We start from the raw sequence: 26360 nt of genomic DNA on the forward strand, positions 1-26360 counted from the left end.
TGCAAACGTCATGCGACGACGGGCAGGACGCACCGCCGCACCTGTGCACGACGCCTCAATCGATCGCGCGCAGCACCCCGGCCAACTGCCGCGCCGCGCGCGCCCAGGTGAATTGCGCGGCGTGCGCGCGGCCGCGCGCGCGCATGCGGCCGCGCAGCGCGGGATCGTCCATCAGCTGCGCGATGCGCGCGGCGATGTCGGCCGGATCGCGCGCATCGCAATACAGCGCCGCGTCGCCGCACGCCTCGGGCAGCGACGCCTCGCGCGACGCGATCACCGGACAGCCGCACGACATCGCCTCGAGCGGCGGCAGGCCGAAGCCCTCGTACAGCGACGGGAACACGAAGCAGCCCGCGTGCTCGTACAGCGACTTCAACTCGCCGTCGCTGACATAGCCCGCCCGGATCACCTGTTGCGAAGCCTCGCCATCGGCCGATGCCGCCGCGCCGAAGATCTTCACGTTGGCGCCGCCCGCGATCACCACCTTCAGGTCGGGATGCGTGCGTTCGAGCAGCGCGACCGCCTCGAGCGCGCGCGCGAGGTTCTTGCCCGGCGCGAGCGAGCCGACGATCAGCACGAAGCGGTCGTAGGCGAGGCCCAGGCGCGCGAGCACCGCGTCGTCGCGTTCGATCCGCTCGAAATGATCCACGCCGGAATAGATCGTCGACACGTCGGTCGGCGCGACGCCCAGTCGCTCGACGATGCGCGCCTTCGAGAATACCGAGACGGTCAGGATGTGCCGCACGCGGCGCTTGAGCACCATGAACGCGAGCCGGTACCACAGCCGGAACGCAAGCGAATAGCCCTCCGGGAAATCAAACACCGCGGCGTCGTGGATCATCAGCACCTGGTTGCGCTTGAACAGCGGCCCGATGTTGCACAGGCTGAGGAGCGTCTGGTCGCGCGTGGCGAACGGCAGCGCGAGCTGTTCCCACAGCGCGCCGCGAAAACGCGGCACCACGCGGCACGCGAGCGTCGGCGGCAACGCGAGTGCGCCATGATCGCGCGGCACCACGAGCGTCGGCCCGCGCGCATCGGCCGGCGCGAGCCGCGCGAGCGCCGCGGTGAATTCGTGCGCGACGCGCTGCACGCCCGTCAGGCGCTGTGCGGTGAACTTGCCGTTGATCGCGACCGACGCGGGCAGCGCGGCGCGCGCCGCGCCGCGTTCGTCGGCGTCGAACCCGGGCCGGTACGGCGCGCCGGCGACGCCGCCCGAGGTGACCGCGTACGCGCCCGGCTCGGACGGAAAGGAGGAGCGGGATTCGCTCCCGGACGAAGGAGAAGTCATGGCTGCGGCGCTCGCGCGACATTCGGAGAGGGGCGCCCGTGTCCGCGCGGCGCGGTCACGAGCCCGGCCAGCCAGTGTCGCCGCGCGGGCGAGCGCGGTCTGTACGCTCGCCCGCACAAGCCGCGCGCCGCGCAAGCGTCAGCGATTGCGCGCGACCGACCAGACCAGGTAGAACGACTCCGCCGACGGCAGGATCTGCGCGAGCAGGCGGTTGAAGCGCGCCGCGGGCGCGGTGCCGACATAGACGACATCGAGCGGCTTCATGTCGAACTCGGTCGCGAGCATCAGCGCATCGACCTGGGTCATGTCGAGCCGGAACACCTCGGGCCGGTTGTGGCCCGGCGCGTAGTTGATCTTCTTGATGCCCTCCTGCAGGCCCGCCTGCGTGCCCGCGACCGACGTGAGCGGCGGATCCGGATGACGGATCACGATCACCTGGCGCGGATTCGCGCCGTTCGGGTCGATGCTGCCCGCGGTCGTGAGCGCGTCGGCGAGCGACAGCTGGCCCTGGTTCATGTACACGGTCTGCGGCTTCGGCACTTCGCCCATCACGAACACGCGGTTCTGCGTATGGTCCGGCACGTGCACGATGTCGCCCGTCCGCAGCACGATGTTCTGCCGCTGATCGCCGCGATTGAGGATCCGGTTCATGTCGATCGTCACCACCTGATCGCCGCGCGACACCAGCACGCGCTGCAGATCCGCGTCGGGATTCCCGCCGCCCGCGCGGTTGACCGCGTCGACCACGCGCATCGGCGAGCCGGTCAGCGACAGCTGGCCGGGGTTCTTCACGTCACCCGTCACCTGGACGCGCTGGCTGCGGTACTGCATCACCCGCACGTCGATCTGCGGATCCCTGAGGCGCGCCTTCAGCCGCCGCGTCAGCAGCACGGCGATCTGCACGGGGCTCATGCCCTCGACCCGCACGCGGCCCAGCGTCGGAAAGAAGATCGTGCCGTCCGCCGCGACCCGCTGCCCCTGCGCATCGAGGTCGCCCTGCCCGTTCGCGCCGAACGCGCTGGTCTGCTGCGGCAGCACGCCGCCGAGGCTGCCGGTCGCCTGCAGCGTACCGGGGTCGCCAAGCGGCGTGGTGGAGTCGGCGCCGCCGCGCGTCAGTTCCGGATGGCCCCACACGGTGACGCCGAGCACGTCGTCGGCGCCCACGCGGTAATCGTTGAAGGCGGCGGGCAGGCCGGACTGGATGCCGGCCTCGCGCGCACGCGCATCGGCCTCGTCGCCCTGCTTGAGCGTGTAGACGAGCTGCGGCGTGATCAGCTTGACGTCGTAGACGGTCGAATCCGTCGGTGCGCTCAGATTGTCGTTCATGCGGCTCGAATCGAGCGCTGGCCCCGGGGCCAGCGCGCAGCCCGACAGGACGGCCGCGAGCGCGGCCGCCATCGCGAGGGGCTTCAACATCGGGAAGTTCTCCTTATTGAGGGTGCCGCGCGGTGGCGCGGCGTCAGAATGCATTGCGGCCGACGAATCCCCTGACGAGCGTCATCAGGATGATCTTGATGTCGAACCAGAAGGTCCAGTTCTGCATGTAGAACAGGTCGAACTTCACGCGCGCGGCCATCTTCTCGACCTTGCGCGTCTCGCCGCGATAACCGTTGATCTGCGCCCAGCCGGTGATGCCGGGACGCACGCGGTAGCGGTACATGTAGCCGTCGACCAGCTCCTTGTAGAGATCGTCGTGCTCGATCGCGTGCGGGCGCGGCCCCACCACCGACATCTGGCCGAACAGCACGTTGAAGAACTGCGGCAGCTCGTCGAGCGAGGTGCGGCGCAGGAATGCGCCGACCCGCGTGATGCGCGCGTCGTTGCGCGAGGCCTGCGCCACGACGCCCGTGTGCTGTGCATGCACGCGCATCGTGCGGAATTTCAGGATCTCGAACTCGCGGCCGTCGACGCCCTTGCGGCGCTGCCGGAACAGCACCGGCCCCGGCGAGGACAGCTTGACCGCGCACGCGAGCGCCGTGAGCAGCGGCAGCAGCGGTATCAGCACCGCGAGCGCGAACAGCCGGTCGAACACGAACTTCGGCCACAGCTGCGGCACCGACAGCGGGCTCGTCGCGAGATTGATGGCCGGCATGCCCAGCACCTCGGTGACCGAGCGATTGAAGAACGCGATGCCGCGCACGTCCGGCAGGAAGCGCAGGTTGACGAAGTCGTGGCGGAATTCGCGCACGATGCGCTGGATCTGCCGCTCGTGCGACAGCGGCAGCGCGAGCCAGATCTCGTCGACGCCGTCCATCCGCACCTGTTGCCTGAACGCGCGGAAATCGGTGACGAGCGGTACGCCGCTCACCGACGGCTCGCCGGCTGCGCCCTCGTCGAACACGCACACCGGCACGAAGCCGGCCCGCCGCGCGGCCTGCATCTGTTCGAGCACGGCGCGCCCGTAGGCGCGCGAGCCGACGATCGCGACCCGCCGGCGCCGCATCCCGGCGCGGTGCATGCCGCTGCCGAACGCGTGGCCGAGCGCGCGGCCCAGCAGCAGCACCACGCCCGCCATCAGCACGGTGCGGCCGAGCCACGACAGCGACACCTCGGTGTCGCGATGCAGTGCGCCCGCGCACGCGGCGGCGAGCGCCGCGACGCCGAGCCAGCCGAGCAGCACGCGCACGAGCGCGCGATACGAGATCCGGTCGCGCGCCGCACCGTAGACGCCGAGCGCCGGGAACACCAGCAGCGTCAGCACGCACAGCAGCGCGACGAAGGCGCGCTGCGCGTCGGACAAATCGAGCGCGCCGCCGTCGCGCAGCGCCTGCGCGAGCAGCGCGCCCGCCGCGACCAGCAAAACATCCGCGAGCCGCACGAAGATTCCAGGCATGGTGAATTCTCCCGACGCTCAGGCCGCGGGCCGCACGGCGTCGCGATAGCCGCCGATCCGCAGCGGCCGGCCGTCCGCCGGGCACGTATCGTCCTCGTGCTGCGCGTGCGTGATGAGCCGGCTGAATTCGCCGCGGATCAAGCGATAGCATTCGCATGCATGCGCTTCCAGGCCCGCGCGATCGAGCACGGTGATATGGCCGCGCCGCTGGCGGATCAGGCCCGCCTCCTGCAGCTTGCCGGCCGCCTCGGTCACGCCTTCGCGGCGCACCCCGAGCATGTTCGCGATGGTCTGCTGCGTGACCGCCAGCTCGTCGCCCTCGATCCGGTCGTGCGCGAGCAGCAGCCAGCGGCACAGCTGCTCGCCGACCGAGTGGTGGCGATTGCACAGCGCGCTGCGCGAAATCTGCGTCATCGCCGCCTGCCAGTAGCGCAGCATCAGCGCGTAGGTATCGAGCGAGCGGTCGAATTCCTGGCGGAACACATGGGTCGGGATCCGGTAGGCGAAGCCGCCGCTGCGCACCTCGATGCGGCTCGACATCGCGCCCGAACCCGCCAGCGTCGATACGCCCACCGCGCCCTCGTTGCCGATCGCCGCGACCTCGACCATCGTGCCGTCCTCCATCAGGTACAGCACCGACATCATCGCGGTGGTCGGGAAATACAGGTGGCGCATCGGCTCGTCCGCGCCGTACAGCAGCTGCGCGCTCTTGATCTTGACCAGCTCAAGATGCGGCTCGAGCGCACACAGGCTGTCCTCGGTCAATGAACCCAGCAGCGCGTTCGTCTGGAAACCCTCTCGTTGATGCAACATGTTCGTGCCCTGATTGATCCACCCCGCCTGAAGCGGGTGCGGGTATTTGCTTTCGCAAGACACGGTCACGGCAAGATTCACTCATTACCTCTGCGTCGTGTCGGCGGCCTGAAGGTCGTCCTCATTGCACGTTGCCGTGCCGCCCTCTTGCAGGGGCGCCGATACGTCAAAGCGATTTACGTGCCAATTGCGGCTCATCCTTAATATCAAAAGACCTGGATTCGAATTAACATTCACCGCACAGTTTTATTCGTGCAAAAGCGTCGCATTCGCGGACACTTTGGCGCGCGCCAAGCGACATCCGATGTTGCATCGAACCATTGCACATGACGCACGCGCCCACCTTCTCCACACGGCATCCGCCTTTACACACAATGGTTTGCATCGTTTCGCCCCTACCCTAGGGCGAATACTTAGATTTCCGTAACGAAAGCAACCTGCGCACTGTAATCCGTATGAAACTGTCGCAAAAGTGAGCCGAAAGACCTTTACCCCGATCTGTGACTCAACCCGCACTTTCTGCGCAACACATTGATTTACATATGGATTTTTTAAATCCTGAAAATTCATCAAACAATGTTTAATCCATCTGTAAAATTTTCTTCATACATTTTCCCAGCAAGCAAAAAATACCCATTGGTCTTATATCGGTATTATCGAAAAATAAACCCCCTTGACCAATCCCATCACAAGCCATATCGATTTATCGCCCAAAAACTTTCATCGATAATCGGAAATCGTTAAAGTTTGTGAAATCGCGCATTATATGCAATCCCCATAAAAATCAAGCGTGATAATCTGGTTTCTCATCATCAACAGTCAAATCGAATTAACAAATCGATCGGTACGTCGCCTATGCGCTGCCGCGCCGATCGCCGCGATTCGACGCCTCACGTGCGGCCGCGGCCCACGCGATCGCTTCCGGCGCCAGCCGGACAAGGAAGCCACGTGACACATCGTGAATACAAGGAACCGGCCGTACGGCCGGGCGGCGTCATGATCGAGCTGCCCCATCGCACCGACGCGAACCGCTTCCTCGGCGCGCTCGGCGCGGCCGAGCGCGCCGCACTCGCCGGCCACCTGCAGCTCGTGCACGTGAAGTCGGGCCAGGTGTTGTGCGAGCCCGGCGAGGCGCTCGACTACGTCTACCTGCCCGTGACGACGGTGATCTCGATCCAGTACGCGTCGTCCGACGGCATGACGCTCGAGGTCGCGGAAATCGGCAGCGAAGGGCTCATCAGCCAGGAACTGATCGGCAGCAACGGCGCGACGCCGTGCCGCGTCGTCACCTGTCGCGACGGCTTCTCGTACCGGCTCGGCGCGCGCGTGTTCTCGAACCTGCTGCGCGATTCCGCGGACCTGCGCCGCCTCGTGTTCCTGTGCGTGCAGCTGCTCATGGTGCAGGCCACGCAGATCTCGTTCTGCAGCCGCCATCACGTGCTGAAGAATCAGTTGTGCAGATGGTTCATGCTGGCGTACGACCGTTCGCGCAGCGTCGAGATCCAGGTCACCCACAGCATGCTCGCGCAGATGCTCGGCGTGCGTCGCGAGACCGTGACGGACGCCGCCGGCGACATCCAGAAGGCGGGCCTGATCCGCCAGTACCGCAGCTCGATCATCCTGCTCGACCTGCCCGGCCTCGACGCACAGTCGTGCGGCTGCCACACGATCGTGCGCGACGAGATGAACAAGATCCTGTCCGGCAACGTCGGCGTGCTCGCCGAGCTGCGCAGCTGAGCCCGCCCGCGCACCGGTAAACCGCGTACTTCCGCTCGCGAGACGGACGTTTTTGTAACTGTCTGTAAGGTGACGAACAGAAGCGCCGCGGCCGCGATGGTCTACTAGCTCATCGGTTGGGTATGCAATCGGGTATTGCCCGCCGATCCGGAGACCATCTCCCATGCCGGAGCGCCAGGTGAACAACGAGCTCAGAACCATCATCAAGGATGTCGCGCACCTCGAGGTGCCGATCGATACAGTCGCCAACGGCGACGATCTGTACGAAGCAGGGCTGTCATCGCTGAATACCATTCAGCTGCTGCTCGCGATCGAACATCATTTCAACATCGAAGTGCCGGACGACATGCTGAACCGTCAGCTGTTCCAGAGCATCGATTCACTCGCCGGAGCCGTCACGCAGTTGCAGCGTGCCGCGCAATCCGCATGAAGCGCTTCGATGCCGAGGCCGGCCCCGGCTTCGCCGCCGCCGATGCCACCGACGACCATGCGCTCGACGACGCCGCGCGGCGCGTCGCGCAGGTCGCCGCCCAGTTCGCGGACGACGTCGATCGCGCCGCGCGCTTTCCCGGCGAGGCCCTCGACGCGATGCGCGAGCATCTGTTGCTCGGCGCGATGGTGCCGCGCGATCTGGGCGGGCGCGGTGCGTCGCTGGCCGCGGTCGCGTCGGCGTGCCGCATCATCGGCCATGCCTGCTCCTCGGCCGCGATGATCTTCGCGATGCACCAGATCCAGGTCGCCTGCATCGTCGAACATGCGCTGTCGGACAGCTGGTATCGCCAGTTCCTCCGGCAGCTCACGCAGCGCGAGTGGCTGCTCGCGTCGGCGACCTCGGAGGACCAGGTCGGCGGCAACCTGCGCAACAGCCATTGCGCGATCGAGATGCGCGAGGGCAGCTTCACGCTGCACAAGCTGGCGCCGACCATCTCCTACGGCGCGCACGCCGATGCGATCCTCGCGACCGCGCGGCGCGACGCGAACGCGCCCTCGTCCGAGCAGGTGCTCGTCACGCTGCTCAAGGAAGACACCACGCTCACGCCGCGCAGCGGCTGGGACACGTTCGGCATGCGCGGCACCTGCAGCGAGGGTTTCGCCCTCGACGCGCGCGGCCACGCCGAGCAGATCTTCCCGGCCCTGTTCGCGGAGATCGCCGAGCAGACCATGGTGCCGACCTCGCACATCCTGTGGGCCGCCGTGTGGGCGGGCATCGCAGGCGACGCGTTCCGGCGCGCGCATCAGTTCTTCCGCACGCAGATGCAGAAGCAGGGCAGCACACTGCCGCCGTCCGCCCGCCGGCTCGCGGAAGCGCTCGCGCTGCTGCAGGCGATCGACGCCCGCATCGAGGGCGCGCTGCGCCTGCACGGGCGCGGCATCACGCGCAGCTGGTCGGCGTCGATGGCGCACGCGGCCGAGCTGAACACGCTCAAGACCTATACGTCGTCGACCGCGCTCGAGATCGTCTCGCACGCGGCCATGATCTGCGGCATGGCGTCCTACAAGAACGGCACGCCGTACACGCTGGGCCGCCATATCCGCGACCTGCACTCCGCGCCGCTGATGATCAGCAACGACCGTATCGAGGCCAACACGGCCAACCTTTTGCTCGCGCTGCGCCCCGCTTCGCTGGAGAGAGATTCGTGAACGACATGACCATCCCCGCCGCGCCGGCCGCCGCCGCCGCCATCGACCGCGACGGCGTCAACCCGCTGCGCGACGAACTCGTCGCCGCCGGCCTGCTGATTCCCACCGGCGTGCAGGGCCTGTTCGGCCGCAGCGAACGCTTCGAGCGCGTGGTCGAGGGGCTCGACGCCTATATCTCGCGCCTCGGTGCGGACCAGCACGCCGAAGTGATGCGCTTCCCGCCCGCGATGAGCCGCCCCGAGTTCGAGCGCAGCGAATACCTGAAGAGCTTCCCGCAGCTCGCCGGCACCGTGCACAGCTTCTGCGGCGACGAACACGCGCAGCAGCGCGTGCTGCAATGCCTCGATCGCGGCGAAGACTGGACGGCCGACCAGAAGCCGACCTATGTCGTGATGACGCCGGCCGCCTGCTATCCGGTCTATCCGGTGATCGCGCAGCGCGGCCCGCTGCCGGCCGACGGCCGCATCGTCGACGTGTTCTCGTACTGCTTCCGCCACGAGCCGTCGCTCGACCCGACCCGCATGCAGTTGTTCCGGATGCGCGAGTACATCCGCATCGGCACGCCCGAGCAGATCCTCGCGTTCCGCGAGGACTGGATCGCGCGCGGCACGCGCATGATCGACGCGCTGCAGCTGCCGAACAGCATCGACCTCGCGAACGACCCGTTCTTCGGGCGCGGCGGCAAGATCGTCGCGAGCAGCCAGCGCGAGCAGAACCTCAAGTTCGAGCTGCTGATCCCGATCGAGCACGACGGCCGCCTGACCGCCTGCCTGAGCTTCAACTACCACATGGACCACTTCGGCCTGCTGTGGGGCATCAAGACCGACGCGAAGGCGGTCGCCCACACCGGCTGCGTCGGCTTCGGCCTCGAGCGCCTGACGCTCGGCCTGTTCCGCCATCACGGCTTCGATCTCGACCGGTGGCCGCAGTCCGTGCGCGACACGCTGTGGGGCGCGCAATGATTCGGGGCGCGCTCGATGCGCTGCCGGGCGCACCGCCCGGCGACGCGTTCGCCGATATCCGGCACCGCGCGCGCCACTATCGCCCGCATCCGCTGCACGGCCCGCAGATGGTCTGGAAACAGAGCAACTGCTATGTCGACCTGTGGATCGAGGTGCTGGGCTGGTGGGGGCTGAATCCGTATGCGGCGCTGCCGTTCACGGTCGGGCTCGACTTCGAGGGCGACCAGTTCACGTTCTTCAAGTTTCCGTTGGAGGACCTGGAGACGCTGTACGGCATCGTCGTGCAGGAGCATGCGATCTTCGAGTCGGTCGACGTCCACGTCGAGCGGCAGGTCGCGCGCGGCAACCTGATGCTGGTCGAGGTCGACGCATGGCATCTGCCGGACACGCGCGGCGCGACCTACCAGGCCGAGCACGCCAAGACCACGATCGGCATCGACGCGATCGATCGCGCGCAACGTCAGATCGGCTATTTCCACAACAACGGCTACTACCTTGCCGAGGGCGCGGATTACGACGGCCTGTTCGACGCCTCGTCGCCCGCCCGCCTGTTGCCTTACGTCGAACGCGCGGCGCGGCGCTTCGACCCGCTGCCGGAACGCGCGCTGTGCGACGCGTCGCTGGAACTGCTCGCGTGGCACCTGAAGCGGCGTCCCGCGCACAATCCGATCACGGCGTTCCGTCGCCAGTTCGCGATCGACGCGCATGCGATCGCCACGCGACCGCTCGGCTATTTCCACGCGTACTCGTTCAACACGGTGCGCCAGCTCGGCGCGAACTTCGAGCTGCTGGGCCGCTACCTGCGCTGGCTGGAGGCGAGCGGCTGCGGCGGGCCGTTCGAGTCGATGGTCGCGACCTGCGACACGATCGCCTCGGAATCGATGGTCCTCGAATTCCGGCTCGCCCGCGCCAGCGCGCGCGGCAAGGTGGAGCGCGGCGACAGCAGCCTCGACATCCTCGAGCGCGCGTACGCGACGCTCGTCGACCAGCTCGGCGCGCTCACGCCGCCGTCGCGACACGACGCCGCGTCGCCGGCCGGGATCACCACGGCAACGCAATGACCGCGGCGCCGGACAGCCTGGCGCGACTCGACGCCGGATGGACCCTCTGCGCGACGCCCGCGGGCGCGATCGACCGGCCTGAGCGCCTGCCCGACACCGGCTGGTGCGAGGCGCGCGTGCCCGGCACGGTCGCGCAGGCGCTCGCCGCCGCGGGCCGCTTCGATCCGGCCGCGCCGTATCCGCTCGGCGAATCCGACTACTGGTATCGCCTCGCGCTGCCGGGACGCGGCGCGCGCCGGCTGCGCCTGAACGGCCTCGCGACCCTCGCCGAGGTCTGGCTCGACGGCAAACGGCTGCTGTGCTCGACCAGCATGTTCATCGCGCACGAGCAGGACATCGTGCTGAACGACGCGAGCGTGCTGCATCTGTGCTTCCGCTCGCTCAAGCGGCATCTCGATACCGAGCCGTCGCCCGGCCGCGCGCGCTGGCGCACCCGGCTCGCCGAACCCGCCGGCCTGCGCGCGGTGCGCACCACCCTGCTCGGCCGCATGCCGGGCTGGTTCCCGGCCATCGAGCCGATCGGTCCGTGGCGCGCGATCGAGCTGATCGATCCGGCCGCCGGCCTCGCGGTGCTGCGTCATACGCTGCATGCGCGCGTCGACGGTCGCGACGGCCGGCTCGACGCCACGCTCGAATTCAGCGCGCCGCTCGCGCCGGGCGACGACGCGCGGCTCGTCTGCGGCGCGCACGCGGTATCGCTCGAACGCACCGGCCCGCGCACCGCGCGCGCCGGCCTGACCCTGCCCGAGGTCGCGCTGTGGTGGCCGCACACGCATGGCGAGCCCACCCTCCACACGGTCGAACTCGAACTGAACGGCACGCGGCGGCCGCTCGGCCGCACCGGCTTCCGCACGATCGCGCTGTCGCGCGGCGACGACGGCCGGGGCTTCGCCCTGTCGGTCAACGGCGTGCCGCTGTTCGCGCGCGGCGCATGCTGGTCGAGCGCCGACCCGCTCGCCCTGCACGCGCCGCCGCATGCCTACCGGCACGCGCTCGGTCTCGCGCGCGAAGCCGGCTGCAACCTGCTGCGCATCGGCGGCACCATGACCTACGAGGCCGAGGCGTTCTACGCGGCCTGCGACGAACTCGGCCTGCTGGTCTGGCAGGACTTCATGCTCGCGAACTTCGACTACCCCGCGGCCAACCCGCGCTTCGTCGACGCGCTCACCGAGGAAGCGCGCCAGTTCCTCGCGCGCCACGCCGCCAATCCATGCCTCGCCGTGCTGTGCGGCGGCAGCGAGATCGCGCAGCAGGCCGCGATGGTCGGGCTCGCGCCCGCGCAGCGCGACACGCCGCTCACGAGCGGGCTGCTCGCCGAGCAGGCCGCCGCCGGCCGCCCGGACGCGGTGTACATCGGCGATTCGCCGCACGGCGGCGTGCTGCCGTTCCTGCCGCGCGAGGGCGTGTCGCACTACTACGGGGTCGGCGCCTACCTGCGGCCGCCCGAGGACGCGCGACGCGCCGACGTCCGTTTCGCGAGCGAATGCCTGGCATTCGCGAACGTGCCCGGCGACGCCACGCTCGCCGCGCTGGGCCACCCGATTCCTCACAGCCCCGAATGGAAGCGCGCGGTGCCGCGGGACCGGGGCGCGTCGTGGGACTTCGACGACGTCCGCGACCACTACCTGCACACGCTGTACGGCGTCGCGCCCGCCCAGCTGCGCGCGCGCGATCCGGACCGCTACCTCGCGCTGTCGCGCGCGGTGGTCGCCGACCTGATGGTCGCGACGCTGTCCGAATGGCGGCGCGTCGGCTCGCGCTGCGCGGGCGCGCTCGTCTGGCAATACCAGGACGTGACGCCGGGCGCGGGCTGGGGCCTCGTCGACGCGTTCGGCCGCCCGAAATCGGCGTTCCACGCACTGCGCCAGGTGTCGCAGCCGCGCCAGGTGCTGCTGACCGACGAAGGGCTGAACGGGCTCGACGCGCACCTGCTCAACGACACGCCCGAGCCGCTCGACGCGCGGCTCGAACTGGTCGCGCTGCGCGACGGGCGCACCCCGGTCGCGCGCGCGGAACGGGTCGTGCGGATCGCCCCGCACGGCGGCGTCTGCCTGTCCTCGGCGGACCTGCTCGGGCGCTTCTTCGACTTCACCTACGCGTACCGCTTCGGCCCGCGCGAACACGACTGCGTGGTCGCCTCGCTCCATCACGCCGACGGCGCGCTGCTGTCGCGCGCATTCCACTTCCCCGAGCCCGCCGCCGCGAGCGTGCTCGAACCGCGCGACCTCGGCCTCGAAGCCGCGCTGTTGCGCGAAGACGCACGCTGGTGGGTCGAGTTGCAGACCCGCCAGCTCGCGCGCCACGTGCGGATCAGCGCGCCCGGCTGGCGCGCGCGCGACGACAGCTTCCATCTCGCGCCCGGCGCCGCGCTGCGCGTCGAACTGGTCGCAGAACCGGTCACAGAACCGGTCGACCGCTCCCCCGACGCTCACCAGGCTGCCCCGGCGGCAGACCAATGGCCGCCCGACCCGCCCGTGGTCGACGTGCGCGCCCTCAATTCCAACAAGACGATTCGCCCGAGGACACAACCATGAGACCTATCCAGTTCGATGCCTGTCTGGGATGGCTGCACGCGGGACGCACGACGCACGGCGTCGTACTGTGCGAGCCGCTCGGACACGAGGCGCTGTGGACCCACAAGCTGGTGCGTGCGCTCGCGGAGCGGCTCGCGGCGCGCGGCCTGTGGGTGCTGCGCTTCCACTATCCGTCGAGCGGGGATTCAGCGGGCGACGACCTCGCGCCGGGGCGCTTCGCGCGCAGCCTCGCGAGCGTGCGCGCCGCCGTGCGCGCGCTGCGCCTCTACGGTGGCGTCGACCACGTGACGCTCGCCGGCACGCGCGCGGGCGCGGCGTTCGCGCTGCTCGCGGCCGCCTCGCCCGAGTCGGACGCGCCGCCCATCGACGCGTTCGTCGCGCTCGCGCCCATGGTGCGGGGCCGCGCCTATCTGCGCGAACTCGCGATGGTCCAGCAGCGCTGGCTGGACAGCGCGCCGCCCACGGTGCGCGCGGGCCAGCGCGATGAACCCGGACTCAATATCCTCGGCCACCGCTATCCGGCCGATCTCGTCGACGCGCTCAAGGGCGTCGATCTCGTCGACGCGGTCGCCCGGGCGTCCACGCTGCCGCACGCGGCGCTGCTCGTCGACACCGAATACGGCGCGAGCCCCGCGCTGCGCGACGCGTTGCGCGCGCGCGGCGTGCCGGTCGACGAACTGGGCCTCGACGGCTGGGCGGGCGCGCTGCAGGAAGGCGCGCGTTCGCGGCTGCCGCTGCGCGCGCTCGACGCGCTGGCCGGCTGGATCGCGCGCGATCTCGGCACCTCGCCCGCGCGCGCCGCGCCGTCCATCCCCGCGGAAGCGCCGCTCGCCTGCACCGCCGACGGCGTCGCGGAACAGCTCGTGAGGATCGGCCCCGCGCGGCTCGTGGGCATGCTCTGCGAACCGGCGGAACCGACCGCCGTGCGCACCGACGTGCCGCTGCTGCTGATCCCGAATACCGCCGCGAATCCGCGCAGCGGCGACGGCCGGATCGCGGTGCGGCTGGCCCGCGCGCTCGCGCGCCAGGGCATCGCATCGCTGCGCATCGATATCGACGGGGTTGGCGACAGCGGCGCGCGCGCGCCCGACGATCAGTCGGTGGTGCTGTATTCCGAACGCACGATCGCCGACGTCGCGACCGCGGCCGACTGGTTCGCCGCGCGCGGCTGCCGGCCGGTGGTCGCGTTCGCGGTGTGCTCGGGCGCCTACGCGGCGCTGCACGCGGCCGCGCAGTCGACCTCGCTCGCCGGCGTGATCGCGATCAACCTGCCGCGCTTCATCTGGCCGCGCGGCATGACGCTCGCGGATGCGCTGCGCCAGCAGACCAACTCGGCGCGCGGCTATCTCGCCTCGGTGCGCGACTGGCGCAAGTGGCGCCAGCTGCTGCGCGAGCGCCGCGACCTGCGGCCGATCATCGGCGCGCTGCGCCGGCTTGCGCTCGCGCGCGTGCGCGTGCCGGTCGCGCGCCTCGCGGAGCGGATCGGCGTCGAGCCGTCGCGCGACACGCCGCGCGGCCTGCTGCGCGCGCTCGCGCGGCGCGGCGTGCGCACCTGGTTCGTGTACGGGGAATATGATCCGGGCGTCGACGAGCTGCGCCGCCATTTCGGCGCACCCGCCACTGCGTTCCGGCGTGCGCCGCTTGCAGACGTGCGGCTGATTCGCGAACTCGATCACTCGGTATACGGCTCGGCGGCGGCGGATCGGGTGATCGAGTTTTGCATCGAGACGCTGACCGGCTGGTCGCGCCTCGCGGCGGGCTCCGCCGCGCCGGCCCAGCCGGCCGTGGGCGAGCAACGCCGCGCATCGCGCCCGGCGTCGGCCTAGGTCAGTTCGACGAGGCGGCGCCGGCGCTCGCGCGCGGCCGCTCGATGCCGTAGGCGTCCATCCAGCGGTACAGGGTCGCGCGCGAGATGCCCAGCTCGCGCGCGGTGCCGGCGAGGCGGCCGCGATTGCGCAGCAGCGCCAGCTCGATCACCTCGCGCTCGATCGACTTGCGGATCTCCGCGACCGACAGCGGCGCGGTCTCGGCGCAATGGTCCAGCTCCAGGTCGTGCGCGGTGATCAGGCGGCCCTCGGCCATCACCAGCGCGCGCCGCACGCGGTTGATCAGTTCGCGCACGTTGCCCGGCCAATCGTGCTTGTACAGCGCGGAAATCGCGTCGGTCGAAAAACCGCGCACGCGATGCCGCGCGTCCGTCTTGAAGCGTTCGAGCATGTGCCGCGCGAGCAGCTCGATATCCTTGCCGCGCGCGCGCAGCGGCGGCTGGTCGACGCGCAGCACGCACAGACGATGGAACAGGTCCGCGCGGAAACGCCCTTCGTTCATCGCGCCGCGCAGGTCCACGTGGGTCGCCGACACGATGCGCACGTCGACCGGCACGGGATCGCTGCCGCCCAGGCGATGAATCGTGCGCTCCTGCAGGAAGCGCAGCAGGCTCGCCTGGCTTTCGAGCGGCAGGTCGCCGATCTCGTCGAGCAGCAGGGTGCCGCCGTTGGCCGCCTCGACATGGCCGACCTTGCGACCGCTCGCGCCCGTGAACGCGCCGCGTTCATAGCCGAACAGCTCGGATTGCAGCAGATGCGTCGGGATCGCACCGCAGTTGACCGCGACGAACGGCCCGGCGCGCCGCGCGGAATTGCGATGGATCGCGGCGGCCGTCAGTTCCTTGCCGGTGCCGGTCTCGCCCGACACCAGCACGGGCGCGTCGGTGCGCGCGATGCGCCGCACCGTCTCGAACAGTTGCAGCATCGCCTCGCAGGTGCCGATCATGCCCTGCTCGTCGGTCGCGAGCGGCGTCGCGTTCGGCGTGAACAGGCATTCCATCCCGTACGCATGGCCGACCGCGTCGACGATCCGCTGGTGCGACGCCGGCATCGTGATGTAGTCGAAGCAGTGATCGCGCAGCAGCGCGCGCACTTCGGGCATGCCCGCCTGCGGCGCCTCGATGAGCGCGACCCACGCGACCTGGCGCAGCGCCGCGCACACGGCCGCGACGCTGCCCAGCTCGTCGGGCGGCACACCGCTCAAGTCGAGGATGCCGCCCGTGACCTCACTCGTCGTGCTGCGGACCTGATGCGTGCCCGACACGATCGACACCCGCCAGTCGCGGCGCGCGAGTTCCTTGCGCAGCAGCGTCGACGGGGTGTGCGTCCAGTAAATCAGCGGGCGCTGTCGGGGAGATCTCCGAGTGAGACCCCCGATGATCGCGCTCGTCGTCATTGGTGCCTCCATAATGAACTGACCTGTCTACTCCACGAATTCGACCCACGAGGGAACCGGGCTACGCCGCGTGCGCACAGGCGCGCCGACACGAAAACCTCGGAAGAATGACGACCGGCCCGACCGGGCACGGCCATGGGATGCGAAGCGACGCCCGGCGCTCGACGCTTGCCGGACACGCGCCACGCGCGCGCAAGATCCGGCTGTCCGTCCCCGTTGGTGCTCGAAGCCGGGACACGATCCGGGCTGCGCCCGTCCGGATTGCTCGGGAGCGCGCATCAGATGCCTCGTTGGTCTCTCTGAGAGTTATTTGATTTTGCAAGGCGCACGGCTTCGCCATTGACGAGCCTCGTTGCGCCACAGGATTTGCAGTCAGCCATGCGGAGAATCCGGGACTATCCCTGCCGACAGGCAATCAAGCCACCTCGCCCGCATCGGGTTCCGGCTCGCCGGGGACGAGCGGCCGCGATGCAAGCGAGCCGCCTCGCCAACCCGCTGCGCCTCGTATCAGGGTGGCTTTCTATTGCGTCGTGCTTATGATGTCGACTGCGGAAGTTACTGTAACATTGGCCTTCACGAGCCATTCAATTCACAACCCTGATTTGACTATCATTGACCATTGCTGATTCGATTGTGATGAATACCGTGATGCAACTCCTTTTGCGTCTGTCGATTGTGGTACGGCTTTCACGTAATAACTGTGAAGGTGTGAAACAAGTTGCACACAGGGATTAATCAGAACAAATTGGCAGGCCGCGCGGCGCGCGCTCAACGCGTGTCGTCGAACCACGTTCGGCTCCATTCGGCCATCTTTGGCGCCTGAATCGAAATCCACGCGCTGACGGGCGCCGTGCGCCCGTAGCTCAACACGACGATCGCGCACGCCGCCGCGACGAAAGCGACGCTGGCGCGCGCCCCCGCCGCGTGCACGCCGGCGGCGCGGCCGGGCACGCGGCCGGCGCGCGGCGCGTCGGCCGGCGCGGAGCGCATCAGCCGCAACGTCGACGCCGCCGCCGCCGCGCCGAGCGCCCACCCCGACACGACTTCCGACCATGCGTGGAAACCGAGCGCGACGCGCGACCAGCCGATCGCGAACGCGAACAACAGGCCGCCGAGCGCCGCGCGGGCGCGCCGTCCGTCGCGCGCGGCAATCGCCGCGACGAGCGGATAAACCGCCGCGCCCAGCATCGTGTGGCCGCTCACGCCGGTGAAGTGCAGCGCCTCGATGCCGATCCCCCAGCCCGCGTAGACGAACTTGCTCAGCGCAACCAGGCCGATCGCACCGGCAAGCGCGGCGCCCCATTCGAGCGCGGCGCGCCGACGCCCGGTCGCGGCCAGCCAGCCCGATGCCGCGACGGCGAGCGGCGCCGTCATGTAGGGATCGCCGAAATTGGTCAGGAAAGACAGGAATTGCATGGCCGGCCGTCGCTGTGCGTCGCGCTCACGCGCGCGCCAATGCGCCATCGCGGGCCGCGTCAGGTCCGGCGCCGCCCGCGCCGGCCGCATCATGGCCCGCCGCGCCGCCCCCGCCGTCCGCCGGCGCCTCGTCCGCGTCGCGGTCGAACGGCGCGCCCAGCATGGGCGCAGCCAGTTCCGCGCGCAGGCCCGCATACGCTTCGAGCACGAGCCGCGCGAAGGCCGAGCGGAACCGCGCGGCGCTGAAGCGCTCCGCGTTCGCACGGCAGGCGTGCGGATCGAAGCTGCCCGCCGGCAAGGCCTCGAAGCGCGCGAGCGCGTCGAGCAGCGCGTCGCTCGTCTGGACTCCGTAGAACAGGCCGGTCGGATGATCGCCGGTCGCGCGCACCGACTCGCACACGCCGCCCTTGCCGTACGCGATCACCGGCGTGCCGCAGGCCTGCGCCTCGACGGGCGAGATGCCGAAGTCCTCTTCCGCCGCGAACACGAAGGCCCGCGCGCGCTGCAGATGGTCGTGCAGCACCTCGAACGGCTGATAGCCGAGCAGCGTGACGTTCGGCCCGGCGAGCGCGCGGATCTTGGCGTGCTCGGGACCGTCGCCGATCACGACCAGCCGGCGCGACGGCGTGCGCGAGAACGCCTCGACGATCAGGTCGATGCGCTTGTACGGCACGAGGCGCGAGGCGGTCAGATAGAAATCGTCCTTGTCGTCGCGGCGCGTCAGGTGCTCGACGTCGACCGGCGGATAAACGACCCGCGCATCGCGCCGATAGGTCTTGCGAATGCGGCGGCTGACGAACTGCGAGTTCGCGAGGAGCAGGTCGACGCCGTTCGCTGAGCGGGCGTCCCAGTTGCGGATGTAGTGCAGCAGCGTGCGCGCGAGCGCCGATTTCGGGCCGCGCGCGAGTCCCGCCTCATTCAGATACTGATGCTGCAGGTCCCATGCGTAACGCACCGGCGAATGCACGTAGCTGACGTGCAGCTGGTCGGGTCCCGTCAGCACGCCCTTGGCGACCGCGTACGAACTCGACAGCACGAGATCGTAGCCGGACAGGTCGAACTGCTCGATCGCGAGCGGAAACAGCGGCAGGTAGCCGCGATAGCGGGTGCGTGCGAACGGCAGTTTCTGGATGAACGACGTGCGCACGGGCCGGCCGCGCAAGCACGAACGATCTTCCAGGAAGTCGACGAGACTGAAGAGATCGGCCTGCGGGAAGCAATCGATCATCTGCGCGAGCACGCGTTCGGCGCCGCCATGAACCACCAGCCAGTCGTGAACGATTGCAACCTTCAAACACGGAATCCTATGGAGATGCTGCGCTGAATCGGATGGAGCCTGCGTCGCGAGCAACGGCGCACGGCCGTCGTCGCATGCTGTGCATTATCCGAACAAGCCCGCGCCGCCTATGTGCGGAACCGCACACTATCGCCGCATCGCGTCACGATCCGCGCGGCGCGTGCACCAATCACCAAACAGTGCGCTTACGAACAGAACAACAAGGGGCCTGTCCGTATCGTGGACCCAATGCGACGAGGCTGCGTCGCGCCCTTCTTTCGGCCGCGCGACCGCGCCGCCGACGGGCGCCGGATGCGGCCGTCAGATGAGGAATCGACATCATGGATTGGACCTGCTGTGAATTCAGGCACCTGAGTTCGAACGAGCTTTACCTGATCCTGCGCGTGCGCAACGCGGTCCTCGTGGTCGAGGACGCACACACGTTCCTGGACATCGACGGCAAGGATGAATCGGCCGTCCACGTGTTCGCCACCGACCGCAGCGGCGCCAGGCCCGCGATCGCGGCCTACGCGCGGCTGCTGCCGGGCGACGAGATCGATCCGGAGACGACGATCGACAAATGGCTGACGAGCGCCGCGCACCGCGACGACGGCACGGCAGCCGCGCTGGCCGAGCACGCGCTCGCCGCCGCGCATGCCCGCTGGCCGGAGGCGCCGGTGCGCACCCAGGCGCCCGCGCATCGCGAAGCGTTCTTCGTCGGCTTTGGCTTTCGCAAGGCGGACGGCCCATTTCTCGAACACGGCGCGCCCTACATCGGCATGGTGCGTCCGGTCGGCGGCGCGGCGCGCAGCGTGCGCACGCTGATCCGGCGCGCAAGCCGCGCGGCGGGCGCCGACGCGCACGGCGACGCCGAGCGCTATGTCTTTTCGAACCGACTTTCCGCCGACTCCGGGGCGAACCAATGACCGACACCACCTTGAACACCGCGGCGCGCGCCGCCACCCCCACCCTGCTGCCCGTGATTCTCGCGGGCGGCTCGGGCACGCGGCTCTGGCCGCTATCGCGCGAACACCATCCGAAGCAGCTGATCGACCTGATCGCCGACGAATCGCCGCTGGCCGCCACGGCGCGTCGCCTGAACGGCATCGAGCACGCCACGCTCGCGGACACGCTGCTGCTCGTGTGCGGCGAGCAGCACCGTTTCACCAGCGCCGCGCAGGTCAACGCGCGCGGCCTGCCCGCGCGGATCCTGATCGAGCCGGCCGCGCGCAATACCGCCCCCGCGCTCACGCTCGCCGCGCTCGAGGCGCGCGCGCGGCACGGCGACCCGGTGCTCGCGGTGATGCCCGCCGATCACGCGGTGGCGGACGTCACCGCGTTCCAGGAAGCCATCGCGCAGGCCGCGCGCTACGCGCAGGACGACGCCATCGTTACGCTCGGCGTGCTGCCGCGCCGCGCGGAAACCGGCTACGGCTACATCAAGCTCGGCGCGGGCGTGCCGGACGCGCACGGCGCGACGGGCGGCCACGCCATCGAGCGCTTCGTCGAGAAGCCGCACCAGGAGCTCGCGCAGCAATACCTGCAATCGGGCGAATACTGGTGGAACAGCGGGATCTTCGTGGTGCGCGCATCGACCTGGCTCAAGGCGATCGAAGCGCTGCAGCCGAAGATCTTCGCCGCCTGCGAGACCGCATGGCGCACCGGCGCGCAGGACGGCGCCTTCTTCAAGGTCGACGCCGCGACCTTCGCCGCCTGCCCGTCCGATTCGATCGACTACGCGGTGATGGAACGGCTCGCGGACGCGCGCGGTCTCGGCATCCGCGGCCTGATCGTGCCGTTGACGGCCGGCTGGTCCGACGTCGGCTCCTGGGACGCGGTCTGGGAAATCATGCCGAAGGACGAGTCCGGCAACGTCGCGCGCGGGCCGGTCGTGTTCGAGGGCACCGCCGACAGCCTGGTGCGCTCCGAGGGCCGCCTGATCGCCTGCGTCGGCCTCAAGGACGTGGTGGTGATCGAGACGGCCGACGCTGTGCTGGTCGCCGACAAGCATCGCGTGCAGGACGTCAAGCACGTGGTCGCGCGGCTCAAGTCCGACCAGCACGCCGAGGTGCGCGACCATCGCAAGGTCCGGCGGCCCTGGGGCTACTACGATTCGATCGATCTCGGCGAACGCTTCCAGGTGAAACGGATCGTGGTTGATCCGGGCAAGCAGCTGTCGCTGCAGATGCACTACCACCGCGCCGAGCACTGGATCGTCGTGCGCGGCACCGCGCGCGTCACCTGCGGCGAGCGCACCTTCCTGCTCAGCGAGAACGAATCGACCTACATCGCGGTCGGCACCGTGCACCGGCTCGAGAACCCGGGCCGGATTCCGCTCGAGATCATCGAGGTGCAGTCGGGCAACTATCTGGGCGAGGACGACATCGTGCGCTTCGAGGACCAGTACGGTCGCGCGGAAGCGGCAGGCGGTCCTGCGGCAGGCGGTCCTGCGGCTGCCGCCGATGCGCCCGCCGCCGAGGCGGCCGGCTCCACCCCTCGCGCGCATTGACGCCGACCGTCGCGACACGGCGCGCAGCGAAGCGCGCCGCGCCCTTCCCCTCATGAAGATCCTGGTCATCAACGACTACGCCCGCAAGGGCGGCGCCGAGGAGGTCTATCGCACCTCGGTCGAAGTCCTGCGCACGCAGCCCGGCGTCGATGTGCTCACGTTCGACGAACGCACGCCGGGCGTCGCCGCGGACGGCGCGGCGCGCGCCTGGAACACGGGCGCGGCGCGCGCGCTCGCCGCGCTGCTCGCGCGCGAACAGCCGGCGCGCGTGCTCGTGCACAACTACCACAACCTGCTGTCGCCCGCGATCCTGCCGGTGCTCGCGCGCCATCGCCGCCGCAGCGGCTGTCTCGCGCTGCTGACCTGCCACGACTACCACCTGGTGTTCTACAACCCGAACCTGCTGACTTATCCGGGCGGGCGGCCGACGCCGCTGCCGCTCGACGCGCTGCGGCGCGGCGCGCGCCTGTTCATGCGCGCGAGCCCGCGCGGCGCGCTGCACGACGCGGCGAAGAAGCTGCACTGGCACGCGGTCGACGCGCTGCTGCATCCGGCGCGCGGCTTCGACCTGCTGCTGTGCCCGAGCCCGTACATGCGCGACGCGCTCGCGCAGCGCGGGCTGACCCGCACCCTGCTGCTGGAAAATCCGGTCAGCACCGCGCTCACGGCCGTCGCGCCGGTGACCCGGCAGCGCGAGCGCTTCGATCTGGCCTTCGTCGGCCGCCTCGATCGCGAGAAGGGCCTCGACGAATTCCTCGCGCTCGCGGAGCAGACCGGGTTCGCGCGGATCGCGGGCGTCACGGTCTACGGCGACGGCGACGAGCGCGCCGCGCTCGAACGCAGGTACGCGGCGCACATCGCGGCGGGCCGGCTGCGCTTCGCGGGCCGGCTCGACCACGCCGCGCTGTTCATCGCGCTGCGCGCCCACGACGCGCTCGTGCTGCCGTCGATCTGGGCCGAGAACGCGCCGCTCGTGATCGTCGAGGCGGCGCTGTCCGGGTTGCCCGTGCTCGCGCACGACGTCGGCAGCCTGTCGAGCTTCGGCGACGAGATCGGCAACAAGATCCGCTACACGCATACGCCGGCCGGCCTGGCCCGGGCGTTCGACGCGCTCGGCGCGCATCTCGCCGACCCGCGGCGGCGCTACGACTGGTCGCGCTATACTCTGCCCCACTACGCGGCACGGCTCGGCGCCGCGCTGCAACTGAGCGCCGCCGACGCGCGCGCCGACTCCGTCATGCAACTGACCGCTCCACTCCGATCCGCCGCGCGGCGCGAAGGCCGCGCATGACGACGGTACGCAACAACTTCCTGCTGCTGATGACGCTGCAGATATCCACCTACGTGGTGCCGCTCGTCACGCTGCCGCTCCTGACCCGGGTGCTCGGCCCGGACGGCTACGGGCAGCTGTCGTTCGTGCTCGCGGTGGTCACCTACTTCATCAACTTCACGAACTACAGCTTCGACCTCACCGCGACGCCGCGCGTCACGCTCGCGCGCGACGATCGCGACGCGCGTTCGCGGATCTTCTGGGCGACCTTCCTCGCCCAGGCGGCGATCACGCTGGCGGGCTTCGCGATCCTGCTCGCGCTGACCTTCGCGATCCCGCGCTTCGGCGTGGAACGGCCGCTGCTGATGATGGGCTTCGGCATGACGGTCGGCGCGCTGTTCACGCCCGGCTGGTATTTCCAGGGCATCCAGAAGCTGCGCATCTACAGCATCACGCTGTTCGCGTGCCGCGCGCTCAGCGTGCCCGCGATGTTCCTCTTCGTGCACTCGCCCGCCGACCTCGGCGCGGCCGTCGCGATCAACGCGGCCGTGCCGCTCGCCTGCGGCGCGCTGGTGTTCGGCTATCTGATCGTGCAGCGCGAGGTCGGCTTCGTGCGGGTCGGCGCGGCCGACATCGTGGCCACGCTCAAGGGCGGCTGGCAGGTGTTCCTCGCGTCGACCTCGGTCGCGTTCTACGCATCGACCAACACGGTGCTGCTCGGCTTCGTGTCCGGCAACGTCGCGGCCGGCTATTTCGCGGCCGGCGACAAGCTGATCCGCGCGGCGATCAGCCTGCTGCAGCCGCTCAAGGCGGCCGCCTATCCGCACGTGAGCTACCTGATGCATCACGCGCGCGACGACGCGATGGCGTTCCTGCGCAAGCTGCTCGTGGTGCAGGGCGCGCTGGTGCTGTCGATCTCGCTCGCGATCTTCTTCTTCGCGCCGCTCGCGGTGCGGATCCTGTACGGCCCGAGCTACGCGCCGACCGTCGGCGTGCTGCGCTGCATGGCCTTCATTCCGTTCATGGCCGGCATGACCGATCTGTTCGGCGTGCAGACCATGCTGCCGCTCGGCATGAAGACCGCGTTCAGCCGGATCCTGATCTCGTCGGGCATTCTCAACGTCGCGCTGCTGCCGCTGCTCGCGAAGTTCTTCGCGGAACAGGGCGCGGCCGCCGCCGTGCTGATCGCCGAGACCTCGGTGGCGGCCGCGCTCGCGTGGGTGCTGTACCGCCAGCGCGTCGCGATGTTCGCGCGCCCCGCCCCGCGCCGCTAGCGCGGCGGCCGCGCGGCCGGCCCCGTGCTCAGCCCGGGCCCGCCTCGCACCACGGCGCCGGCCGGCCGAGGAAATAACCCTGCACATAGTCGACGCCGAGCGCGCGCAGCTTGCGCAGGGTCGCGGCGTTGTCGACATACTCCGCGACGGTCTTGCAGTTCATCGCGTGGCCGATGTCGTTCAGCGACGCGACGATGTCGAGGCTCGCCGGATTGCGCGCGATGTCCGCGACGAAACTGCCGTCGATCTTCAGATACTCGACGGGCAAGTGCTTGAGATAGCCGAACGACGCCATGCCCGCGCCGAAGTCGTCGAGCGCGAAGCGGCAGCCGAGCGCCTGCAGCTCGCGGATGAAGCGCGCCGCGCCGTCGAGATTGATGATCGCGGCCGTCTCGGTGATCTCGAAGCAGATCAGCGACGGCGGCACGCCGGTGCGCTCGAACTGCGCGCTCACGAAGGCGAGAAAACGTTCGTCGCCCACCGACGCGCCGGACAGATTGATCGCGTACTCGACGAAGCGCCGCTGCCGGATCCGCGCCAACGCGTCGAGCACGGTGCGCACCACCCAGCGGTCGATCTCGGTCATCAGCCCGTAGCGCTCGGCGGCCGGAATGAAGCGCGCGGGCGGCACGACGCCGTCGTCGTCGCCGTCCTGCGTGGCCATCCGCAGCAGCAGCTCGCAGCGCCGCGGCCCGTCCGCATCGGTCTGCGCGCGCGCATCGACGATCGGCTGCGCGTACAGGCGGAAATCGTCGAAGGCCAGCGCATGCCGCACCCGCGCGCTCCACGACACGTCGTTGATGTGATCCGCGAGCGCGCGGTCGAGCGGATCGGCGAACTGCAGGCGATTGCGGCCGCGCTGCTTGGCGACGCCGCAGGCGAGATCCGCGAGCCGCATCGTCTCCTCGAGGCGTGCGTCGCGCCCGGTGCCGCACAGACGCGCGATGCCGATGCTCACGCTGAGCGTGAACGGGTGGCCGTCCCAGTCGAACACGAAGCCATCGAGGCTCGCGCGCAGGCGTTCGGCGCCCTGCTCGACGGCCGCCTCGCCGCCCGCGTGCAGCAGCACGCAGAACTGGTCGCCCCCGAGCCGCGCGAGCACGTCGTCCGGGCCGATGCCCGCGGCGAAGCGCGCGGCGATCTCGCGCAGCAGCGCGTCGCCCGCCGCATAGCCGCAGGTATCGTTGACGAGCCGGAAGCGATCGATATCGAGAAACAGCAGCGCATCGGCGCGCGTCGCGCCGCTCAGCCGGAAATGCCGCTCGAATTCGCCACGGTTGGCAAGCCCGGTCAGCGCGTCGTGCGCCGTCTGCCACCCGCGCTGCCGCGCCAGCTCGCGTTCGCGCACGCGATGCCGCAGCATGGCGCCGGGCTCGCGCGCCAGGACGACGTCGTGCGCCGGATCATCCGATCCCGCCTTGGGCACATCGAGCATCTGCAAGGTCGTGCGCAGCGGCCGCCCGCCCGCGCCGGCCCACGCCGCGCGCGCGGCCCGGCCCGGCGCGCGGCTTTCGCGGCCCGCCCGCGCACCACGCTCGCCGAGCCCGAGCGCGCGCTCCATCCTGCTGACCCGAATCAGGAGACGGCGCAACTGCAGCGCGGGCAACAGCAGCAGCGCGCCGAGCGCGACGATGCCGATCGCCAGCGCGACGAGTGCGCCGTCGCGCGTGGCGGCCAGTTGCCCGTCATCCGCATCGACCTGCGCGAAATCCATGTCGCCCGCGCGCGGCGCACGCCACTGGACCTCGCGCAATGCCGGGCCCAGCGTATCGCGCGACGCCCAGTCGAGCGCCAGCGGCGCGGCATAGGGCGTATCGGCGGCATCGCCGTGCGGCGTCGACGATACGCTGTCGAGACCGTGCCGGATCTCGCGCGGCGGCCCGGCGCGGCGCGTGCAGACGCGCGTGAGCGTGCACGCGCAGGCGAAGCCGCCCGCGCCGCACGACGCGCGTCCGCCGCTCGCGAGCGCATCGCGCACGGCGGGCGTGAGCGCGACGCCGAGCAGGCTCACGCAGAACAACGCGCACGCCAACCCGGCGACGGGCCAGATGAGCGGCAGGAGTTGAAGGTTCGCAACTCTGAAGGATCGGGACAGGGCACTATCCATTGACGCGGATCCGGCAGCGGGGAGCTGCTACGCGTCCAAGGAAGCGGATGCAGCGGGACATGAAGGGGTGACGCATTCAAACGTCAAGCGAAGTCCGTTTTACTGTCATTCGATATCACTGCATGATCCGCTATCTATAAACAAGAGTATGTTGTCTGGATCACCCAACTTTATCCGATTTGACGATCATTCGCTTCATCATCTCGCCACGCCCGTCCAGCGCGCCTTTCGCGCCGGCGTCGGCCCGCGTCGCACGCGCCGGCACGCGGCCGTGCATCGCGCAATCGTCACGCATCCCTCATTAAATATTCATCGCACGCGACGCCGCGCATTCGGCAATCGGCTTATAGATATTTAAAAATTAACAATCCGAACTAACCGACTCGTATTCCATGCGATCTGGTTTTCAACCATGCC

The 26360-nt window shown here is 69.6% G+C and carries 19 protein-coding genes; 11 read left to right on the forward strand and 8 right to left on the reverse strand.

Annotation, left to right across the window (positions count from 1 at the left end; translation table 11 throughout):
- Window positions 1–55 precede the first annotated feature (55 nt).
- The 4 genes from Bsp3421_RS27320 to Bsp3421_RS27335 form a co-directional block, all read right to left on the reverse strand.
- Entirely contained in the window at window positions 56–1288 is a 1233-nt protein-coding gene (locus tag Bsp3421_RS27320; protein ID WP_273999107.1) for a glycosyltransferase family 4 protein, read from the reverse strand.
- Between the two features lie 138 nt (window positions 1289–1426).
- Window positions 1427–2704: a polysaccharide biosynthesis/export family protein gene (locus Bsp3421_RS27325; RefSeq protein ID WP_273999108.1), complete on the reverse strand. Its 1278-nt coding sequence runs from the start codon at window positions 2702–2704 to the stop codon at window positions 1427–1429.
- A 43-nt stretch (window positions 2705–2747) separates the two neighbouring features.
- Window positions 2748–4121 carry an undecaprenyl-phosphate glucose phosphotransferase gene (locus Bsp3421_RS27330; protein ID WP_273999109.1) on the reverse strand — a complete coding sequence of 458 codons (1374 nt, stop codon included), beginning with the start codon at window positions 4119–4121 and terminating at the stop codon, window positions 2748–2750.
- 18 nt (window positions 4122–4139) lie between these two features.
- Entirely contained in the window at window positions 4140–4934 is a 795-nt protein-coding gene (locus Bsp3421_RS27335; RefSeq protein ID WP_273999110.1) for a Crp/Fnr family transcriptional regulator, read from the reverse strand.
- A 948-nt stretch (window positions 4935–5882) separates the two neighbouring features.
- Here Bsp3421_RS27335 and Bsp3421_RS27340 point away from each other — a divergent pair.
- The 7 genes from Bsp3421_RS27340 (at window position 5883) to Bsp3421_RS27370 (ending at window position 14695) form a co-directional block, all read left to right on the forward strand.
- Entirely contained in the window at window positions 5883–6671 is a 789-nt protein-coding gene (locus Bsp3421_RS27340; RefSeq protein ID WP_273999111.1) for a Crp/Fnr family transcriptional regulator, read from the forward strand.
- Between the two features lie 178 nt (window positions 6672–6849).
- Entirely contained in the window at window positions 6850–7101 is a 252-nt protein-coding gene (locus Bsp3421_RS27345) for an acyl carrier protein (protein ID WP_273999113.1), read from the forward strand.
- Window positions 7098–8312, forward strand: coding sequence for an acyl-CoA dehydrogenase family protein (locus tag Bsp3421_RS27350; RefSeq protein ID WP_273999114.1), 1215 nt, complete (start codon window positions 7098–7100; stop codon window positions 8310–8312). Before Bsp3421_RS27345 ends, Bsp3421_RS27350 begins: the two co-directional genes overlap by 4 nt.
- Window positions 8309–9274: an amino acid--[acyl-carrier-protein] ligase gene (locus Bsp3421_RS27355; RefSeq protein WP_273999116.1), complete on the forward strand. Its 966-nt coding sequence runs from the start codon at window positions 8309–8311 to the stop codon at window positions 9272–9274. Before Bsp3421_RS27350 ends, Bsp3421_RS27355 begins: the two co-directional genes overlap by 4 nt.
- Window positions 9271–10335 (forward strand): DUF1839 family protein, encoded by a 1065-nt coding sequence (locus tag Bsp3421_RS27360; protein ID WP_273999117.1) that lies wholly within the window; start codon window positions 9271–9273, stop codon window positions 10333–10335. The genes Bsp3421_RS27355 and Bsp3421_RS27360 overlap by 4 nt, the downstream gene beginning before the upstream one ends.
- On the forward strand, window positions 10332–12869 hold the full coding sequence (locus tag Bsp3421_RS27365; protein ID WP_273999118.1) for a glycoside hydrolase family 2 protein: 2538 nt from the start codon (window positions 10332–10334) through the stop codon (window positions 12867–12869). Before Bsp3421_RS27360 ends, Bsp3421_RS27365 begins: the two co-directional genes overlap by 4 nt.
- Window positions 12866–14695, forward strand: coding sequence for a serine aminopeptidase domain-containing protein (locus Bsp3421_RS27370; protein ID WP_273999120.1), 1830 nt, complete (start codon window positions 12866–12868; stop codon window positions 14693–14695). The genes Bsp3421_RS27365 and Bsp3421_RS27370 overlap by 4 nt, the downstream gene beginning before the upstream one ends.
- Window position 14696: 1 nt before the next feature.
- On the opposite strand, the gene Bsp3421_RS27375 is transcribed toward Bsp3421_RS27370, so the two are convergent.
- The 3 genes from Bsp3421_RS27375 to Bsp3421_RS27385 form a co-directional block, all read right to left on the reverse strand.
- A complete protein-coding gene (locus Bsp3421_RS27375) occupies window positions 14697–16091 on the reverse strand; it encodes a sigma-54 dependent transcriptional regulator (RefSeq protein WP_273999121.1) in 1395 nt (464 codons plus the stop codon).
- A gap of 768 nt (window positions 16092–16859) precedes the next feature.
- Entirely contained in the window at window positions 16860–17507 is a 648-nt protein-coding gene (locus Bsp3421_RS27380) for a phosphatase PAP2 family protein (RefSeq protein WP_273999122.1), read from the reverse strand.
- A gap of 25 nt (window positions 17508–17532) precedes the next feature.
- Window positions 17533–18801, reverse strand: a complete 1269-nt coding sequence (locus tag Bsp3421_RS27385) for a glycosyltransferase family 4 protein (RefSeq protein WP_337995293.1) — start codon at window positions 18799–18801, stop codon at window positions 17533–17535.
- Window positions 18802–19124: 323 nt separating this feature from the next.
- Here Bsp3421_RS27385 and Bsp3421_RS27390 point away from each other — a divergent pair, with 323 nt between their 5' ends.
- From Bsp3421_RS27390 to Bsp3421_RS27405, 4 genes are read left to right on the forward strand one after another with little or no spacing between them, the layout of a single operon-like run.
- On the forward strand, window positions 19125–19709 hold the full coding sequence (locus Bsp3421_RS27390) for a drug:proton antiporter (protein WP_273999123.1): 585 nt from the start codon (window positions 19125–19127) through the stop codon (window positions 19707–19709).
- The gene (locus Bsp3421_RS27395) at window positions 19706–21292 is read left to right on the forward strand and encodes a mannose-1-phosphate guanylyltransferase/mannose-6-phosphate isomerase (protein ID WP_273999124.1); all 1587 of its coding nucleotides are present in this window, start codon (window positions 19706–19708) and stop codon (window positions 21290–21292) included. The genes Bsp3421_RS27390 and Bsp3421_RS27395 overlap by 4 nt, the downstream gene beginning before the upstream one ends.
- Window positions 21293–21344: 52 nt before the next feature.
- A complete protein-coding gene (locus Bsp3421_RS27400) occupies window positions 21345–22583 on the forward strand; it encodes a glycosyltransferase family 4 protein (protein ID WP_273999125.1) in 1239 nt (412 codons plus the stop codon).
- Window positions 22580–23836 (forward strand): flippase, encoded by a 1257-nt coding sequence (locus Bsp3421_RS27405; RefSeq protein ID WP_273999128.1) that lies wholly within the window; start codon window positions 22580–22582, stop codon window positions 23834–23836. The genes Bsp3421_RS27400 and Bsp3421_RS27405 overlap by 4 nt, the downstream gene beginning before the upstream one ends.
- 28 nt (window positions 23837–23864) lie before the next feature.
- Here Bsp3421_RS27405 and Bsp3421_RS27410 read toward each other — a convergent pair whose 3' ends face one another.
- Entirely contained in the window at window positions 23865–25943 is a 2079-nt protein-coding gene (locus Bsp3421_RS27410) for a putative bifunctional diguanylate cyclase/phosphodiesterase (RefSeq protein WP_273999129.1), read from the reverse strand.
- Window positions 25944–26360 lie beyond the last annotated feature (417 nt).

The organism is Burkholderia sp. FERM BP-3421 (assembly GCF_028657905.1).
Taxonomy (GTDB): Bacteria; Pseudomonadota; Gammaproteobacteria; order Burkholderiales; family Burkholderiaceae; genus Burkholderia.

Bases quoted from the DNA above. Each gene is read 5' to 3' on its own strand.
- Bsp3421_RS27390 (WP_273999123.1), top strand. From the start codon at position 19,125: ATGGATTGGACCTGCTGTGAATTCAGGCACCTGAGTTCGAACGAGCTT.
- Bsp3421_RS27360 (WP_273999117.1), top strand. From the start codon at position 9,271: ATGATTCGGGGCGCGCTCGATGCGCTGCCGGGCGCACCGCCCGGCGAC.
- Bsp3421_RS27380 (WP_273999122.1), bottom strand. From the start codon at position 17,507: ATGCAATTCCTGTCTTTCCTGACCAATTTCGGCGATCCCTACATGACG.
- Bsp3421_RS27410 (WP_273999129.1), bottom strand. From the start codon at position 25,943: ATGGATAGTGCCCTGTCCCGATCCTTCAGAGTTGCGAACCTTCAACTC.
- Bsp3421_RS27400 (WP_273999125.1), top strand. From the start codon at position 21,345: ATGAAGATCCTGGTCATCAACGACTACGCCCGCAAGGGCGGCGCCGAG.
- Bsp3421_RS27330 (WP_273999109.1), bottom strand. From the start codon at position 4,121: ATGCCTGGAATCTTCGTGCGGCTCGCGGATGTTTTGCTGGTCGCGGCG.
- Bsp3421_RS27335 (WP_273999110.1), bottom strand. From the start codon at position 4,934: ATGTTGCATCAACGAGAGGGTTTCCAGACGAACGCGCTGCTGGGTTCA.
- Bsp3421_RS27325 (WP_273999108.1), bottom strand. From the start codon at position 2,704: ATGTTGAAGCCCCTCGCGATGGCGGCCGCGCTCGCGGCCGTCCTGTCG.
- Bsp3421_RS27370 (WP_273999120.1), top strand. From the start codon at position 12,866: ATGAGACCTATCCAGTTCGATGCCTGTCTGGGATGGCTGCACGCGGGA.
- Bsp3421_RS27320 (WP_273999107.1), bottom strand. From the start codon at position 1,288: ATGACTTCTCCTTCGTCCGGGAGCGAATCCCGCTCCTCCTTTCCGTCC.
- Bsp3421_RS27350 (WP_273999114.1), top strand. From the start codon at position 7,098: ATGAAGCGCTTCGATGCCGAGGCCGGCCCCGGCTTCGCCGCCGCCGAT.
- Bsp3421_RS27365 (WP_273999118.1), top strand. From the start codon at position 10,332: ATGACCGCGGCGCCGGACAGCCTGGCGCGACTCGACGCCGGATGGACC.
- Bsp3421_RS27375 (WP_273999121.1), bottom strand. From the start codon at position 16,091: ATGACGACGAGCGCGATCATCGGGGGTCTCACTCGGAGATCTCCCCGA.
- Bsp3421_RS27405 (WP_273999128.1), top strand. From the start codon at position 22,580: ATGACGACGGTACGCAACAACTTCCTGCTGCTGATGACGCTGCAGATA.
- Bsp3421_RS27395 (WP_273999124.1), top strand. From the start codon at position 19,706: ATGACCGACACCACCTTGAACACCGCGGCGCGCGCCGCCACCCCCACC.